We start from the raw sequence: 15,994 nt of genomic DNA, 5'->3' as shown, positions 1-15,994 counted from the left end.
TTTTTAACCATCATTGCCAAATGATGCTATCGGATTGTTCGATAACTTCTTGAATATCGTTTTCATATTCGGATTCAACCACTCGTCTTTTAACTTTTAACGTAGGGGTTAAAAAATTATTTTCAACCTTCCATGTGTCCTTAACCACCAACACATGACTTATTTTTTCATAATTTTTTAATTCTTGATTCACAGATTTTAACGTTTTTTTAAGACGATTACTTATTTCGTCTTTAGATTTTCCACGAGCGTCATTTGTTAAACTAACAACCATCACATTACTAGGTAGCGCTCGACCAACCAAACAAAGGTGCTCAATATGGTTGTTATCAGAAAATGCTTTTTCAATCGGGGTTGGAGTAATAAATTCTCCTTTTTGATTTTTAAAATTCTCCGATAAACGACCAAGGATTTTAACACGTTTCATGTCATCAATATCTACAATATCCCCAGTTCTAAGCCAACCTTCTTGAGTAAACGCTTCCTCAGTGGCTTCAGGATTTTTATAATATTCTTTCATTAAGCAAGGACAATGCATCAACAGTTCATCATTCTCACCCTTTTTAATTTCAACTTCTAATCTAGGCGTTCCGACATACCCAGGTTTGCGCTCATCCGGTAAGGATAACGTAGCATAGGCTAAATTTTCAGTTTGACCATAGCCTTCTAAGATAGGAATATCAAGCGCTTCAAAAAAATTATAAATTGATAACGGTAGATGTGCTGCACCCGATACATTCCCTTCACTTCGGCTAAGTCCCAATTGTTTTTTTACTTTGTGTTTCACCACATTTGAAAGGATCGGCATTTTTAATAAAACATGAGGTAAACCTGAAGAAATTTTTTGCTCAATTTTATCTTTAAATACCCCCCAAATTCGCGGTACTGCCGCAAATAAAGAAGGCTCAACTTCCCGAAGATTATCCGCAAAAGTATCTAAGCTTTGTACAAAAGAAACGTCACTAGAAATTGCGACGCTGCCTAACTGAATCGCAGAACGTTCATAAACATGGGCTAAAGGTAAATACGATAACAAATGATAATGATCTAATTCAGCAAGACGTTTGATATCTTCTGGGAAAATCGCCAAATAATTTGCAATAGACTGATGTGTATACACAGCACCTTTAGGCTTTCCTGATGTACCGGAGGAATAAATAATCGTATAGACTTCTTCAGGTGAAGGATGATGTACTTCGTCTAATGGCTCAGTTCCCAAGACATCCACCCATCGATACTGAGTCATCATATCTTGATGATAATCAAATGCAGCGGTTATCAAATCATCCGGTATATATTGACGAACTTCATTGTGATTATCCAATTTACCTAAAAATACGAGTTTAACTTCTGCGTGATCCAGCACGTATTGAATGCTTTCTTCATGCTGGTTAGGAAATAAAGGCACATTGACCATGCCAGCTAAGGTGATTCCAAAATCGGTGATAAACCACTCTGCGCAATTTTTTGAAAAAATGGAAACGTGCGAGCCCTTTTTTAAGCCTAGCTTAAGTAAAAATTGAGCTACTTGCCTGGCTTGCTTAAGCGTTTTTTCCCATGAATACTCATGCCACTTTCCTTGGCGAGGTTGTTTTAAATAGATGTGATCAGCTTGCTCTTTTTCATGGTTTAATAAAAGATCAACAATGGAGCTTCCTTTCATATTGATTCTCCTGAAACGTCTATTTCTTGTAATAAGCGCGCATCAATTCTAATACTTGATGAATAATCTTCATCCTAGGTACGGCTTGTTCATCAACCTCTGCATTAGGTTTTGCAATTTTAATTTGTCCCGAGGCTTCGAGTGTGGTTAATCGATCAGGTTCAATAATCCCCATGTTGACATAACTTCCCGCTAATAAAAATGGGGGGCGATTATTTTTATTTAACAAATGTTGACCAATACTATAATCAGAAATGGGATTTTCGCAAGAAAAAAGACCTTGCAATAAGGTCGGAACCACATCATACCCACTGGTTCTATAAGTAAATCGCAGAGGGGTTGTGTTAGGCCAATGAATGATCATCGGGATATGGACCTGTGTTTGAGTATAATTGCCACTATGCCCCCAATAATTTTGTTTATTATCATTAAACTCCTCTCCATGGTCGGAGGTAATAATAATGATACTATTTTCATAATAGCCCTTCTCTTTTAAATGCACCAATAAGCGATGAATCTCTGTATCAACAAAATGAGCGGCATTAAGATAACGATTAAAATAGGGTAAAGGTTCCAATTCATCTGAAAAGCCGAACCTTAAGCAATTTTCTTTCGCTGGCTGAAACGGTTTCGAATAGCTTTGCGGTCGACAGTAATTGTGCGTAGCATCGTAAAAAACATGCATAAAAATAGGTTGCTTAACGTTCGTCTCTCTTAGAAATTGAAGTGCTTCATTGGTTGTATTTCTGTCCTTTTCAGCTGTATCTCGTCCCGCTGTTCCATGAACATTTAGATTCTTTATCTTAAGATAAAGCGTTTTATCAAATGCAGGAGGCGTAATAGATACGCTCCAGATCACTTTGATTACATAGTTATTTTCCCTGAGTATCTCCATCAATACCGGCGCTTTCTTCTCGTTCTTAGCCGCAGTCCAATAATTGCTTGGTAAACTATAAAATAATGAAAAAAGTCCTGCTTGGGTTGAATTCCCACCACTTAAATGATTTTGAAATTGCCAGCTTTCTTCAGCAAATTGACTCAAATGAGGCATCACCCGCTGATTGACCACATCAAAACGAAGCGCATCAACCATAATCAAAATGATATTCGTTGGGCTCTTTGGCTTTTGGCAGCGCAACGGCGCTAAGGGATAATTTAATGGATCATTGGAAAACGGAGGTTGCACAAAAAATTGCTCGCTCCAGTTATAAATCATTCTCTCACTATTGGGTGAAGGAAAAACGTAAGCATATAGCTTGCTGTATAAAGGTAAGTTTGGAATTTGTTGACTGAAGATATTGTTATACTGTGTAATGGATAAGGTTAAGGTGAAATAACTCACACAAATGCCCCCAAACCAGATCCATATGATAAGTTTACCTATTTGAAAACGTTCAGGCAGGATAAGCTGATGCCAAATTAGCTGTGCTAAACCATACTCAAAAATTAATATCAAACCCGTTAACCAGGAAAAAACCCAAATCTCACTTTCTGAAAAACCAAATAATCCTCTCCAATCAGAAGCTAAAATAAAATGGATGAGCGTGCCATTAAGATGGAACTTGAACATGGAGTAAATTTGACTGTCAATCAGTAGAAGTAGGATAGAAAGTGTAGCGACCACGGTACTCGTGGTTATGATAAACCGCCGATTAGGAATCAAGAGGATGAAAGCTATCACAAACAATGCTGGGATAAAGGCCAGCAACATCATGTAACTTAGATAATTAATTAAGGTAAAGCCAAGAACAACGCTTTTACCAAGGACGCTGGAGAAGTCAGCAATCATGGTTTTAAAAAGCGTATCATGTAATAAAATAGACTTTAAAAAACCAAATCCAACCAACCAAAAAAGAAAGGCATTTGCTAAAAAAAACCAACCTGTAAACCGTAATAGCCTTTTGTATTTCAAAGCACTCATCTCGTTTTTATACCCATTCTACCTGAAGGTGGAACGGGTATATACTATTGGGTTCCTCCCACCGTTAGAGCATCAATTTTCAATGTGGGTTGCCCAACGCCTACGGGTACTGACTGACCTTCTTTTCCACATACGCCGATTCCTAAATCCAATTTCAAATCATTTCCTATCATACTGATTTTTTTCATGACATCTGGGCCATTGCCGATAAGTGTCGCCCCCTTAACTGGTCGGGTAACTTTGCCGTCCTCAATGAGATAGGCTTCACTAGCTGAAAACACAAATTGTCCGGAAGTAATATCCACCTGACCACCTGCGAAATTGACCGCATACAAACCCTTTTTTACAGACTGAAGGATCTCTTGTGGATCATGCTGACCTGCCAGCATATACGTATTAGTCATTCTTGGCATAGGAATATGTGCATATGATTCACGACGACAATTCCCTGTGGATTTCATTCCCATTAATTTTGCATTCAGTTTATCTTGCATATAATTAACGAGCTTGCCATCTTCAATAAGCGTGGTGCATTGCGAAGGGGTTCCTTCATCATCAATGGTTAATGAACCGCGACGATTTTCAAGTGTACCATTATCAACTACCGTTACACCTTTCGCAGCCACTTGTTCGCCTAAGCGATTAGAAAAGGCAGAAAGCCCTTTGCGATTAAAATCACCTTCTAAACCATGACCAACGGCTTCATGCAATAATACTCCGGGCCAACCCGGGCCAAGAATGACTGGCATTAAACCTGCTGGAGCTTCTTCTGCTTGCAGATTGATCAATGCTTCTCTCACTGCCTCCCGAGCATAGCCAAGCGCTCGTTCTTCTTCAGTAAAATAAGAAAATCCTACACGGCCCCCTCCCCCAGAGCGGCCTGACTCACGGCGACCATTTTCTTCAACAATGACACTCACATGAATACTAACGAGCGGTCTAACATCCGCTATCATTTGGCCGTGGAGCCCTGCCACCATAATTACTTCATATGCACCACTTAACGAAGCGTTTACCTGAATTACTCTAGGATCTAAACGTCGGGCTTCTTTATCAATCATTTCTAATAAAGCGATTTTTTCGTATTTAGTCAGCGTATCAATTGGGTTTAAACTGCCATAACGCACTATAGGTGATGTTGGTATTTGAATTGCCGGTGTGGACGCTGTACCACCAAAGGCAATAGAACGTGCTGCATCTGCTGCGCGCTCCATGGCAGGCATAATAATGTCATCGCAATAAGCAAATCCTGTTTTCTCACCACTCACAGCCCGAATACCTACTCCTCGATCAATAGAATAACTGCCGCTCTTAACTTCAGAATCTTCTAAATACCAGGATTCATAACTACAGCTTTGAAAATATAAATCCGCATCATCAACACGTTTTGCTTTTAAAATCTTTAAGAGTTTTTCAATTCCTGACTCATCTAAAGAAGCGGGCTTTAATATTATATCTTTGGCTATGGATAACGCATTTTCATTCATACCCTTACCTTTTTAATTTGTGGTGATCATTACAGGGAAATTGTTTGCGAAGTTGATGCATACGTTCGAGATCGATCTTAGATACAACCATGCCCTGTCCTTGTTCGTGAATACCTATTACTTCTCCCCAGGGTTCTACAATCATACTATGTCCATAAGTTTTTCGACCATTATCATGCAAACCACCTTGATTGGCCGCTAAGACATAAGATAAATTTTCAATCGCTCGCGCTCTTAACAATACTTCCCAATGGGCTTTACCGGTTACAGCAGTAAAAGCAGACGGTACGGCAAAAATTTGCGCACCTTTATTTAATAATAGCTGAAATAATTCAGGAAAGCGCAAGTCGTAACATACGCTCAGGCCAATTTTTCCAACGGGGGTATCCACTACCACCGCTTGCTCTCCAGGTTCAATGGTGGTGGATTCTTTATGGGACTCCTGCTCAGAAACTTGAACATCAAACAAATGAATCTTATCGTAGCGGGCAGCAACGGTCCCTTCTGCGTCATAAACTAAACAAGCGGATTTAAGACGGTTCGTGTCACTCTTAAGCGGTATAGTTCCTGCAACAACCCAAATTCCATACTGACTCGCTAGCTCACTGATTGTATTTTGGATCACACCTTGCCCATAATCCTCAGCGACTGCAAATTTATCTCGCTCTTTTAACCCCATAAAAGCAAAATTTTCAGGTAAAACCAAGAGCTCAGCACCTAGTTCATGTGCATTCGCAAACAAACCTCCTAACTCTTTTAAGTTCTTATCCACATCAGAGGATGATACCATTTGTATGACAGCGACATGACTCATAAATTAATCCTAACATTTCTTAATAAACTTTATACGCGATGTTCGACTTTTACTGAACCCTACATGTCCGTGAACGTGCCCGTGCCCATGCCCGGGTTTTGAATTAGTAGCCGCTTTGCTGTAATTTTGATTCGCGAAAAACAGAAATTACAAGGCGTAAGGCTTTGACATTAGAAGACTTTATCATTACTGTGTATTGCTTAATAGATGATGAGCTAAAAAAGATCATTATTGATAAGACCTTATAAAATGGAACCTTTAAAAAAAATCATTATTATTTTTTGGGCTTTCTGGTGGCTTATTGCTGCTTTGACGGATATTGCAGGATTTCTGAGCCACATAGATTGGTTAACTGAAGCTTGGGCTCCTGATTTAAATTATCCTTTTCTTGTAAACTCTTTAAAAATGTATTCTGTTCCAAACTGGCTACCCCCAATATTATATGCAGGGATTATTGCCTGGAGCAGCTTAATCGCCTTTCTCTTTCTGCAAACTTCTATGTCACTTTTTAAATCCAAAGAAATCTGGCATAAAAAAGCCGACCGTGCGTTCTTACTGAGCATGACATTTTGGTTCGTCTTTTTCCTAGCCGATCAGCTTATTATGAACTATGATTTAGAACAAAATCATATGGTGCAAGGGGGGTTTCAGTTGCTCACGTTTTTTTGCCTCAAATGGCCTACGAATCAAGGGTTGAGACTTGCCAGCAAGAATACAACCCTTTAGACTTGAAATGCCAATGGAATGTCCCCATTTATGCTACAATAAACTATAAATAATCTGGAGTTTCAAATGAATCGAAATGACGTGTCCGTATTAAGTCGCCGAACGGAGTCTGCTTTAGCGACTAATAAAGTATTACGAAATACCTATTTATTGCTTGGTATGACGTTTATGTTTAGCGCATTTACAGCATTTTTATCTTTTGCCATGAATGCTAAGCCCATCAATCCTTTATTAATGATTGTTGGAGCATATGGATTAATGTTTTTAACCCACGCTTTGCGCAATAGTCCCATGGGCTTATTAAGCGTATTTGCTTTCACTGGCTTTTTAGGATACACACTAGGTCCAGTATTAAATGCATACATCGCCGCCTTCTCAAACGGCCCGCAACTTATTGCAACTGCATTAGGGGGTACTGGTGTTATTTTCTTTGCTTTGTCTGGCTATGCGCTCACCACTCGCAAAGATTTCAGTTATTTAGGCGGGTTTTTATTCGTTGCAATGATGGTGGTCTTTCTTGCGATTTTAGCCAGTTTGTTCTTTAACATGCCTGCATTACAACTTGTTATATCCGCTGCGTTTGTATTAATTTCTTCTGGATTAATTCTCTTTCAAACCAGTGAAATTATTCATGGCGGAGAAAGAAATTATATTTCAGCCACAGTGACCTTATTTGTATCCATTTACAACTTATTCCTAAGCTTACTGAACTTACTCGCTGCTTTTTCAGGTCGCGAATAAGAACCTTTACTTGTAAAAAATCCGGCCTAGGTCGGATTTTTTATTGGTTTAACTAGACCGAGCACTCAAGCCGACATTCCGCATCATAGTATTTTTAGAAAAAAAGACGCAGGTACGGAATGTCGGCTCAAAAATTAATCTTGCCTCCAGCTTGCTTTCGTCCGATAAAGTGCCTGCAAATCCTGGACCTTTTTATTCATCTTGGATTTGAAGGAAAATACCTCACGATCTGCTTGATAATATACACCTAGTGGAACAGGGAAATCAGGAAACGATAATTGTGCCAATCGCATAGCTGCAATGAAATCAGCCGAGTTATGGCAATATCCATTTGCGTTTTTATGATCTCTTTTTTGCCACTGTCCCTGATTGAACTCCAAAATCCACTCCTGTTCACTGCCAAAATACAACGGCTCCCCTGATTTAAGTTCAATGGTGTGTTCGCTACGATGCGCTTTTTGGGTAAATGCATCAAATGCACCATGATTGAAGATATGGCAATCCTGATAAATTTCCACAAAGGAAATTCCTTTATGATCCGCTGCCAATTTTAAAATTTCTCCCAATTGTTTTGGATCTTTATCCACCGCCCGCGCAACGAAAGTTGCACCAGCAGACAAAGCCAGTGCGATAGGATTCATCGGTTGACTATTGACTCCTTGTGGAGAAGTTTTGGTTATCTGGCCAGAGCGTGAAGTAGGAGAAAACTGCCCTTTGGTTAAACCATAGACCTGATTATTAATCAGCAAAATATTCAGATCTACATTGCGCCGTAAACAGTGAATTAAATGATTTCCACCAATACTTAAGGCATCGCCATCCCCAGTTATAACCCAGACGCATAAGTCGTCATGCATGGCTTTTAAGCCCGTTGCCACAGCCGTTGCACGCCCGTGAATGGTATGTAAGCCATACGTATTCATATAATACGGCAAACGTCCAGCACAACCGATTCCAGAAACAAACACATGTTTTTCAGGTGGAAGCCCCATTTCGGGTAACACTTTTTGTAAAGCAGCCAGTATTGCGTAATCACCACAGCCAGGACACCAACGAACGTCATTGTCATTGGTGAAATCTTTACGAGTTAGAGGGACATTATTCATAACATTCACCTGCAATGAACTGAGAAGCTTGTTTGATTTGTTGAACCAAATAGCTAGCCGCAAAGGGTTGGCCATTACATTGATTGATAGCTTTGGCATCCACAAGATAACGCCCTCGCAGTATCTCGCAAAGATGACCTGTATTGAGTTCAGCCACTAATATAAGCTTATATCGAGTTAAGAGTTCGGCTAAATCGTTTGGCAGTGGATTTAAATGCCGCAATTGAAGATGGGCCACGGCCAAGCCGTCCTGAGCACACACTGAAACAGCCGTTTTTAAACTGCCATAGGTGCTACCCCACCCAATAAGTAAAATATCTGCATCAAGCTCACCCTCTAACACCGTGCTTGGATATTCTCGAGCAATGCCTGCAATTTTTTCGGCTCTAAGATTTACCATAGCCTGATGATTATCCGCATCATAACTCACACGACCCTGCTCACCTTGTTTTTCCAACCCACCTAATTGATGTATAAATCCAGGCGTTCCAGGCTTATTCCAACTGCGGCTTAACACCTCATCACGCTGATATGGCTTCGGTGAGCGATTAAATGATAGATTAGGCAAGTCTAATGAGGAGACACCTGGTATTTCCCAAGGTTCTGCAGCATTCGCTAAATAAGCATCCATTAATACAATTACCGGCGTCATATATTTGGTAGCGATACAAAATGCTTCAAGAATCGTAAAAAAACAATCCGAAGGCGAAACAGCCGCTAAAACAGGAAGCGGCGCTTCTCCGTGGCGTCCGTATAAAGCTTGGCGAAGATCAGATTGCTCCGTTTTGGTAGGCAGTCCGGTTGAAGCACCTGCACGTTGAACATCTATGAGTACCAGTGGCAATTCCGTCACAACGGCTAATCCAAGGCTCTCACTTTTTAAATCCAACCCAGGCCCTGAAGTGCAGGTTAACGCCAAAGATCCCCCAAAAGACGCACCTATGCAAGCGCAAATGGCTGCTATCTCATCTTCAGCTTGAAAAAGCTGCACGCCGAAATCTTGCAATTTGACGCATTCATGAAGAATTGCTGAAGCTGGAGTAATCGGATAACCCGATACTAAAAATGGCGTTTGAGTATACGTTGCTAGGGTTGCCACTGCTAAAGAAACCGCCTCAACGCCTGTTATTTGGCGATATTCTCCAGGTTTTCGTTCAATATGACCTAACATATACGCTTGACGACTTAACTCAAGGGTTAGTGCATAGTTATAACCAGCCATCAGCGTTTTTTCATTGGCTTTAGCGATTAGAGGATCTTTTTTAAATTTCTTTTTGATAAATAATGAACAGTGCTCGGGTGTCAGATCAAACAACCATAAAACCACTCCAAGCACGTAGAAATTTTTTGCCTTTTTTGCTTGAGTAAGACCCAAGTCTAAGCCTTCTACTGCTTTGAGTGTGTTGCTAATTAAAGGAATGCTTAAAATCTGGTAGTGTTCCTGGACCTTTTTTAAATAGGATTCACTAAGTCCTGCTTTTTCCCAATCTTTAGGACCAAGGCTATCCTCATTAATAATTAATAAGCCACCCTGATTGAGAAATTCCAGTGAGTTTTTTAGCGCGGCAGGATTTAATGCTACCAGTACGTCTAAAGATTCTCCTGCTGTAAATATTGCTTGCTCTGCCATCGCGAGTTGAAACCCTGATACTCCAGCAACTGTACCCGCAGGTGCTCGTATTTCAGCAGGAAAATCAGGCAATGTGCGGACATCATGTCCTGCCAAAGCTGCCGTTATCGTTAATTGTTCGCCCACTAACTGCACCCCATCCCCTGAGTCACCAGTTATTCGAATAACAATGGATTCTTTCATCTTCCAAGCTCGCTGTTATAAAGGCGGTTTATCTTACACTCTTGCTTCAAGCATTAACTGACGCATTTCTCTAACGGCCTGCTTCAACCCGCAAAATAAAGCCCGAGCCACAATTGCGTGGCCAATGTTAAGTTCATGTAACACTTGAATACTCGCGATTGACTTAACATTATGATAATGCAAGCCATGTCCTGCATTGACAATTAAATTGAGCTTAGCAGCATATTCTGCTGCTTGTCTAATCCTATCTAATTCTTGTAGTCTTTGAGACTCGGTAGTAGCATCTGCGTAACATCCGGTGTGAAGCTCAATGGCTTCTGCCCCACTTTCTGCCGCAGCATCGATTTGCTTTATTTCTGGGTCAATAAATAGAGAAACCTCTGAGCCAATACCTTGCATGCGCTTTATCCCTTCTAAGACGTGTTTATAGTTAGCCGCCACATCCAATCCACCCTCTGTGGTTAACTCTTCACGTTTTTCGGGTACAAAACAGCAGTGCTCTGGTTGTATTTCTTCTGCAAACGCCAACATCGCATCAGTCACGGCCATTTCAAAGTTCATACGAGTTTGCAACACTTCTTTAATGAGTTTGACATCGCGAGGTTGGATATGGCGTAAATCCTCTCGCATGTGCAACGTGATCCCATCAGCTCCCGCTTCTTCAGCTTCGATGGCGGCTTGCACTGGATCAGGATAGCGTGTCCCGCGTGCCTGACGTAAGGTTGCGATATGATCAATATTGACACCTAAGAGTATTTCTTTCTTCATTTTTTATTTCTACCTAACTTAACTTTAACCTCAATCATCGAAATAAAGCGCGGGATTTTAATGTTCGCCCTTCCAACGCATAATCAATAGCTTGGCGCATAATCCTTTTCGCAGTCTTCCTTGTTTCAGGGTGCTCAAGGCGATTCTCAGCAAAAGCGAGAAGATGCTCGCCCCAAAAACCGTTTGATGCCATTTGAAACCCTTCGCCTGGAATGAATTGATACTGTTTATCGGCTACAATCGAATGCGCATTTACGTCATGAGTTAGTATAATCTGATAACCACATTGTTTTAACAACCGTTGTTCAAACTGTCTTAAAACCACCTCAAGGTCTTCGCGATAAACGACTTCCGTTAATGAATACAAAGCCGATTCATACGCATCATACACCATAGGATGAGTATCATTCGGTTGCAATATATAAGACACCAGCTCATTGAGGTACAACGCTGAAAATAACGCGTTGCCTGTGAAACATAGTGAAGGCGCTCTCATTTCTAGCTGCTGGACGTAATGCCTATTTCCACGCCGATTTATCGCTAACCATACTGGTGTAAAAGGTTGTAATAAAGCTTGCTTTGATTTTGATCGCGCTCCCTTATACAACCCCGTGAAGACACCTTGTTCTTTGGTTAAAAAAATAACCTGGGCACTGGTATCACCAGACCAGCGTTTATGTAAAACCCATGCTTCAAAGGCATCAATGGTCATAACCTAAATGCTTCAATAAGCGCTCATCATCCAGCCAGCCAGATTTTACTTTACACCAGCATTGCAGGAATACTTTTTTATCCAACATACGTTCCATATCTAGACGAGCTGAAGTGGCGATTTCTTTAAGTTTACTGCCTTTATCTCCAATAATCATGCGCTTATGATTAGGCTTATCCACTAATATCAAGGCATGAATACGCACGAGCCCATCTTCTTCTTTAAATGACTCAATATCTACCGTGGTTGAATAAGGTAATTCTTGACCGCATAATCGAAATATTTTCTCACGAATAAGTTCCGCACATAAGAACTTCACGGAACGATCGGTGTATTGGTCTTCAGCAAAAAGGTGAGGACCTTCCGGTAATACCTGTTTTAACTGTTCTTGTAGGTTTTCAACCCCTACACCCGTTTTCGCTGAAAGTGGGATAATGGCTTTGAAGTCATGGCGATCACTTAGTGATTTAATCCAGGGTAAGAGGCGGTCCTTTTCAGAAATTTTATCCACTTTATTGACGGCTAAAAAGCAAGGAACGTTGGTTTGTTTAATTAAATTAAGAACGTATTCGTCCTCATCTTTCCACTGCAATCCATCAATTAAAAATACAATCGCATCCACATCTCTTAACACGCTAATGGCTGTTTTATTCATCATGCGGTTAATGGTTTTCTTTTGACCTTGATGAATACCTGGCGTATCCACATAAATAAATTGATAATCACCCTCGGTACGTATTCCAAGAATGCTGTGTCGTGTCGTTTGAGGTTTTCTAGAAGTAATACTAAGTTTCTGCTCTAAAATATGATTTAGGAGCGTCGATTTTCCAACGTTAGGACGCCCAACTAATGCAATATATCCACAATATGATGTCATCTTAAAATGCCTTGTATATTTTCGACTCATTTTAGCATAGCGTACTTATTCACGATAGCGATTGCTGTAATTAACGAGAGTTCGCCAGAAAAGTCATTTATGACTTTATCTGGCACTAAACGAACATTATCCCGTAAAAAAGCAAAGCTTTTTGTACGGGATCCATTAAAAATAACCCTATTCGATAGCAGCAAAATTTGGATTTTTCTGATATCGAATTCACATTATAATTAACATAGAGCATGTCGCGTGTTTTAACACTATAATTAATTAAATAACAACTAAAATTAGAAATAAGTCCCACTTAAAAAGCTTTTTTGCAAATGTTAATAAGGGACTGAAAAATCAATTCACATAATTGGCAAATGGTGCTAACTTATTGAGAAGCATAAGGATTTATTTTGAAACTAGGGTTTTCGCTTATTGAACTATTGGTGGTTATGATTGTTGTGGGTATCCTTGTGAGTTTTGCTTACCCAAGCTATCGTGAGTACATCAATCGCGCTCACCGAGCCGATGGGCAATCAGCATTATTAGATTTAGCCAGTCGTATGGAGCGCTATTACTCCGAGCATCATACGTATCAAACCGCGACAATTGGAACGGGCGCTGCAACCGATGTGCGTTCAAGCGCAACAAGCCCAGAAGGTTGGTATATTTTGAGTATTCCAAGCGCTACCGCCACGACGTTTTCGCTAAAAGCAACACCTACTGGCACCCAAGCAACATACGATACCTTATGTCAGTCTTTAACCTTAAATCATTTAGGTGTGAAAGGGATAACAACAGGTCCTGGGGGAACGCCAACAGGTACCGTGGACCAGTGCTGGTAAGCCCCTTAGTTGTGCGGTTCCATTTTTGCGCATATAATTAAATTATTAAACAAACGAGACGATACCACTATGGCAACGAAAGTTTCTCTTCGGCCCCCTAAAAGCACAAACCATGACGCACTAAAACAATCCCAAAGCGCCGGTATGGAATTCAATACAAAAAACAATCAGAAGGTACAATTGGATTCAAAACGTTTGGCGGATGTGTTTAAGCAGTCTGAGATTGATATTAGTCGATTTGGTTTTCAAAGCCCTAACGATTTAATCACTTTTCTTAAATCTCCTGCCGGTGAAAGTACGCTTGAACACATCGGAGAAGAGTTGGCCCAAATTGCTGCAATTGAAGAATACCATCAATTTCAATTTCAGGAAGAAGAAAGACTCAAACAACGTATTACAGTTGCCTTACTTCTTTATTTTGCATCCAAAGAAGATGCACACGCGAAAGCTTTAGAACGCTATATCGAACAACAGCTCGAAAAACACTTACACTCTGAAAAAGAAATCATGGAACGAGAAGCTGAAGCCAATGCCTCAGAGCCTCAAAAAAATGATTCGTTGGTGGATCAAATAGTGAACAATCGTACAGAGCTGGCACATGTGGATAATAAAATTCAAAAACTGGAACAGCAAATTCGTGAAGTCAAAGCACATGAAATCTACTTAGATAACATTGAAAAAGTTGAACAAGATACCATTGGTACTATAGATATTAAAGAATTAACAAGCGACCCGGCTAGAAAAGAACAAAAAATTCAAGAACTTTCAGAGAAAATCACGAAGGCTGAACATAAAACAAGACAGGCAATTGAGGCTTATATGGCAGCTGGAGAGGCATACGCCAAAAATGAAATGACCTCAGAAGAAGTTGATATCTTTAAAAGACAATTAGATATGTATCAATTAGAAGAAGAAACACTTAAGGATATTAAAGCAGTCATTGAAGGAGAAAAAATATTATTAAATGAACATTGCCAGCCAGTATATTCATTTGATAAAGCAAAATTTGTAGTCAATAAAGATTTAGCTGACCGACTTGTGAAAAGTGAAGGTAAATATTATTTATTAAAACCAGATCAAGAATTTTCAGAAATGTCGCTAGAAGAAAAAGAAAAGGCACACAGTTTATTTATTAAAAATGCGCCCGATCTTCAGCGTATGTCCCATTTAATACAAGAGCGCCATACGGCTGTAAAAGAATTTCTAGGAGACGAACAAACTCTTAAGACAAGCCTAAGTAAAGTTCAAGCAGAAAAAGATCAGTTGCAAATGGAGCATGGGCGCTTAAATGAAAAAGTTCAAAACTTCAGAACAAACGCACAACCACGGCCAACTGCTATGTCCCGACCTGCTGATGGACAACTCGAGCCACCAACCTCACCTGCATTTAGAAGATAATTCCATGCCAACATTATTGTGTATTTTTTAAATACACAAATACCCATCCATGGAGCTCTCCAACGCCACATAGCATTTCAAATATCTGTGAAAACATTTTTGGCTAATAGATCTTGCGGTTGAGTTTATGAGGCAAGTTAGAATTGCTAACAAATCGATAATTAGCCTTGCCTTCAATTGATAAGTCTTCTAAGATGTCAGGACTGTAACTCGTAAGTGAATGATGAAGATGGATAAGCTCATTGATAACCAATCCATTATTATAACGCTTGATATCGATGCGCATTTGTACGAGAAGCTGCAAGCGATTTCAAAATCAGGCTATTCCGTTGTTGAAATCAACAGCACCGATCCTGCCGTTTTAAGTGGTGTATTAGGCGATTTTCCTCATCTTCGAATTGGTGCAGGTAATATTATCAATACCGAACAACTCGAACAGTGTTACCAGGCAGGAGCACATTTTGTGACTAGCCCAGGGTTTTTACCAGCCATCGCACAAACCGCGAACATCTATTCCATTAATTATTTACCCGGCATTGCCACGTTATCCGAGGCAATGGAAGCATTGTCTTTAGGATGTCAGCACGTCCGACCTTATCCTGCTAATTTACATTTTTGTACGGCACTTAACAAAAGCATTCCTTTACTTCGTTTGTTTCCTGCCGAGGTAGAATGGGAAGAAGCGGAGCACTTTTTAACCTTGCCATCAGTAGCTGCGGTTAGCGTTTTAAACCCGGATGTCAAGCAATTGCCTGCTTTAGAAGTGGCTTAGATACCCTAACTCCTAATTTAGATTTGACCATATTATTAAGCATTAGGCGAGGCTTCGTTTTATATGTTCTTTTTTAGACCGTATGGTATGAAAACATCATTAGGAAGCAATGCAATAGAACTGTTTAAACGAGTTAGTTTTCAATTCAGAGATTTTTCTGGATGCCTCGGACAAGCCGAGGCACGTAGGTAGCAACAATGGTCAACACTAGGGGCAGGGCAAACGCATCTAATTTTTTGAGCATTACACGCTTTTTTTGCCTACTTGCCCTGCTTTATGCCATAGGTATCTACACAAATGCTTCTCCTATTATTTGGCGAAGCATTTGTTTAAGTTCTCCTGGGTCATATCGTTCTAATAAAT

Annotated in this window: 14 protein-coding genes; 5 read left to right on the top strand and 9 right to left on the bottom strand. The window is 40.1% G+C overall.

All coding sequences use genetic code 11. From position 1 onward, the window contains the following. Nucleotides 1-10: 10 nt before the first annotated feature. Genes E1O41_RS10525 through E1O41_RS10510 form a run of 4 tightly spaced genes read right to left on the bottom strand, consistent with a single transcriptional unit; the run spans nucleotide 11 to nucleotide 5,885 of the window. Nucleotides 11-1,663, bottom strand: coding sequence for an AMP-binding protein (locus E1O41_RS10525; protein ID WP_131777296.1), 1,653 nt, complete (start codon nucleotides 1,661-1,663; stop codon nucleotides 11-13). 19 nt (nucleotides 1,664-1,682) lie between these two features. Then, a complete protein-coding gene (locus E1O41_RS10520; RefSeq protein ID WP_131777295.1) occupies nucleotides 1,683-3,584 on the bottom strand; it encodes a DUF3413 domain-containing protein in 1,902 nt (633 codons plus the stop codon). Nucleotides 3,585-3,628: 44 nt separating this feature from the next. Then, complete coding sequence (gene tldD, locus E1O41_RS10515; RefSeq protein ID WP_131777294.1) at nucleotides 3,629-5,071, bottom strand: metalloprotease TldD; 1,443 nt, start codon at nucleotides 5,069-5,071, stop codon at nucleotides 3,629-3,631. Nucleotides 5,072-5,075: 4 nt separating this feature from the next. After that, nucleotides 5,076-5,885 carry a carbon-nitrogen hydrolase family protein gene (locus E1O41_RS10510; protein ID WP_131777293.1) on the bottom strand — a complete coding sequence of 270 codons (810 nt, stop codon included), beginning with the start codon at nucleotides 5,883-5,885 and terminating at the stop codon, nucleotides 5,076-5,078. Between the two features lie 249 nt (nucleotides 5,886-6,134). Between E1O41_RS10510 and E1O41_RS10505 the strand changes: the two genes are divergently transcribed. Then, complete coding sequence (locus tag E1O41_RS10505; protein ID WP_131777292.1) at nucleotides 6,135-6,611, top strand: hypothetical protein; 477 nt, start codon at nucleotides 6,135-6,137, stop codon at nucleotides 6,609-6,611. 66 nt (nucleotides 6,612-6,677) lie between these two features. Further along, the gene (locus tag E1O41_RS10500) at nucleotides 6,678-7,352 is read left to right on the top strand and encodes a Bax inhibitor-1/YccA family protein (RefSeq protein ID WP_131777291.1); all 675 of its coding nucleotides are present in this window, start codon (nucleotides 6,678-6,680) and stop codon (nucleotides 7,350-7,352) included. 134 nt (nucleotides 7,353-7,486) lie between these two features. On the opposite strand, the gene E1O41_RS10495 is transcribed toward E1O41_RS10500, so the two are convergent. From E1O41_RS10495 to era, 5 genes are read right to left on the bottom strand one after another with little or no spacing between them, the layout of a single operon-like run. Then, on the bottom strand, nucleotides 7,487-8,458 hold the full coding sequence (locus E1O41_RS10495) for a 2-oxoacid:ferredoxin oxidoreductase subunit beta (protein ID WP_131777290.1): 972 nt from the start codon (nucleotides 8,456-8,458) through the stop codon (nucleotides 7,487-7,489). Then, nucleotides 8,451-10,271, bottom strand: a complete 1,821-nt coding sequence (locus E1O41_RS10490) for a 2-oxoacid:acceptor oxidoreductase subunit alpha (RefSeq protein WP_131777289.1) — start codon at nucleotides 10,269-10,271, stop codon at nucleotides 8,451-8,453. Before E1O41_RS10490 ends, E1O41_RS10495 begins: the two co-directional genes overlap by 8 nt. 33 nt (nucleotides 10,272-10,304) lie before the next feature. Continuing rightward, nucleotides 10,305-11,039 (bottom strand): pyridoxine 5'-phosphate synthase, encoded by a 735-nt coding sequence (gene pdxJ, locus E1O41_RS10485; protein WP_131777288.1) that lies wholly within the window; start codon nucleotides 11,037-11,039, stop codon nucleotides 10,305-10,307. Nucleotides 11,040-11,073: 34 nt separating this feature from the next. Then, nucleotides 11,074-11,751, bottom strand: a complete 678-nt coding sequence (recO, locus tag E1O41_RS10480; protein ID WP_131777287.1) for a DNA repair protein RecO — start codon at nucleotides 11,749-11,751, stop codon at nucleotides 11,074-11,076. After that, nucleotides 11,741-12,628: a GTPase Era gene (gene era, locus E1O41_RS10475; protein ID WP_131777286.1), complete on the bottom strand. Its 888-nt coding sequence runs from the start codon at nucleotides 12,626-12,628 to the stop codon at nucleotides 11,741-11,743. The genes recO and era overlap by 11 nt, the downstream gene beginning before the upstream one ends. Before the next feature lie 401 nt (nucleotides 12,629-13,029). Here era and E1O41_RS10470 point away from each other — a divergent pair, with 401 nt between their 5' ends. From E1O41_RS10470 to E1O41_RS10460, 3 genes are all read left to right on the top strand, one after another. Then, nucleotides 13,030-13,461: a type IV pilin protein gene (locus tag E1O41_RS10470; protein ID WP_131777285.1), complete on the top strand. Its 432-nt coding sequence runs from the start codon at nucleotides 13,030-13,032 to the stop codon at nucleotides 13,459-13,461. A 69-nt stretch (nucleotides 13,462-13,530) separates the two neighbouring features. Beyond that, nucleotides 13,531-14,859, top strand: a complete 1,329-nt coding sequence (locus E1O41_RS10465; protein WP_131777284.1) for a hypothetical protein — start codon at nucleotides 13,531-13,533, stop codon at nucleotides 14,857-14,859. 223 nt (nucleotides 14,860-15,082) lie between these two features. Continuing rightward, a complete protein-coding gene (locus E1O41_RS10460) occupies nucleotides 15,083-15,631 on the top strand; it encodes a bifunctional 4-hydroxy-2-oxoglutarate aldolase/2-dehydro-3-deoxy-phosphogluconate aldolase (protein WP_131777320.1) in 549 nt (182 codons plus the stop codon). Nucleotides 15,632-15,994: the final 363 nt, after the last annotated feature.

It is taken from the genome of Legionella impletisoli, assembly GCF_900639875.1.
GTDB lineage: Bacteria > Pseudomonadota > Gammaproteobacteria > Legionellales > Legionellaceae > Legionella_A > Legionella_A impletisoli.
This window is presented reverse-complemented; position numbering and strand designations above follow the sequence as displayed.

What these genes read in the sequence shown, in the direction of transcription:
- E1O41_RS10460 (WP_131777320.1), top strand. Translation starts at nt 15,083, where the DNA reads ATGAAGATGGATAAGCTCATTGATAACCAATCCATTATTATAACGCTT.
- E1O41_RS10525 (WP_131777296.1), bottom strand. Translation starts at nt 1,663, where the DNA reads ATGAAAGGAAGCTCCATTGTTGATCTTTTATTAAACCATGAAAAAGAG.
- E1O41_RS10465 (WP_131777284.1), top strand. Translation starts at nt 13,531, where the DNA reads ATGGCAACGAAAGTTTCTCTTCGGCCCCCTAAAAGCACAAACCATGAC.
- E1O41_RS10520 (WP_131777295.1), bottom strand. Translation starts at nt 3,584, where the DNA reads ATGAGTGCTTTGAAATACAAAAGGCTATTACGGTTTACAGGTTGGTTT.
- E1O41_RS10495 (WP_131777290.1), bottom strand. Translation starts at nt 8,458, where the DNA reads ATGAATAATGTCCCTCTAACTCGTAAAGATTTCACCAATGACAATGAC.
- E1O41_RS10505 (WP_131777292.1), top strand. Translation starts at nt 6,135, where the DNA reads ATGGAACCTTTAAAAAAAATCATTATTATTTTTTGGGCTTTCTGGTGG.
- E1O41_RS10500 (WP_131777291.1), top strand. Translation starts at nt 6,678, where the DNA reads ATGAATCGAAATGACGTGTCCGTATTAAGTCGCCGAACGGAGTCTGCT.
- pdxJ (WP_131777288.1), bottom strand. Translation starts at nt 11,039, where the DNA reads ATGAAGAAAGAAATACTCTTAGGTGTCAATATTGATCATATCGCAACC.
- E1O41_RS10510 (WP_131777293.1), bottom strand. Translation starts at nt 5,885, where the DNA reads ATGAGTCATGTCGCTGTCATACAAATGGTATCATCCTCTGATGTGGAT.
- era (WP_131777286.1), bottom strand. Translation starts at nt 12,628, where the DNA reads ATGACATCATATTGTGGATATATTGCATTAGTTGGGCGTCCTAACGTT.
- E1O41_RS10490 (WP_131777289.1), bottom strand. Translation starts at nt 10,271, where the DNA reads ATGAAAGAATCCATTGTTATTCGAATAACTGGTGACTCAGGGGATGGG.
- recO (WP_131777287.1), bottom strand. Translation starts at nt 11,751, where the DNA reads ATGACCATTGATGCCTTTGAAGCATGGGTTTTACATAAACGCTGGTCT.
- tldD (WP_131777294.1), bottom strand. Translation starts at nt 5,071, where the DNA reads ATGAATGAAAATGCGTTATCCATAGCCAAAGATATAATATTAAAGCCC.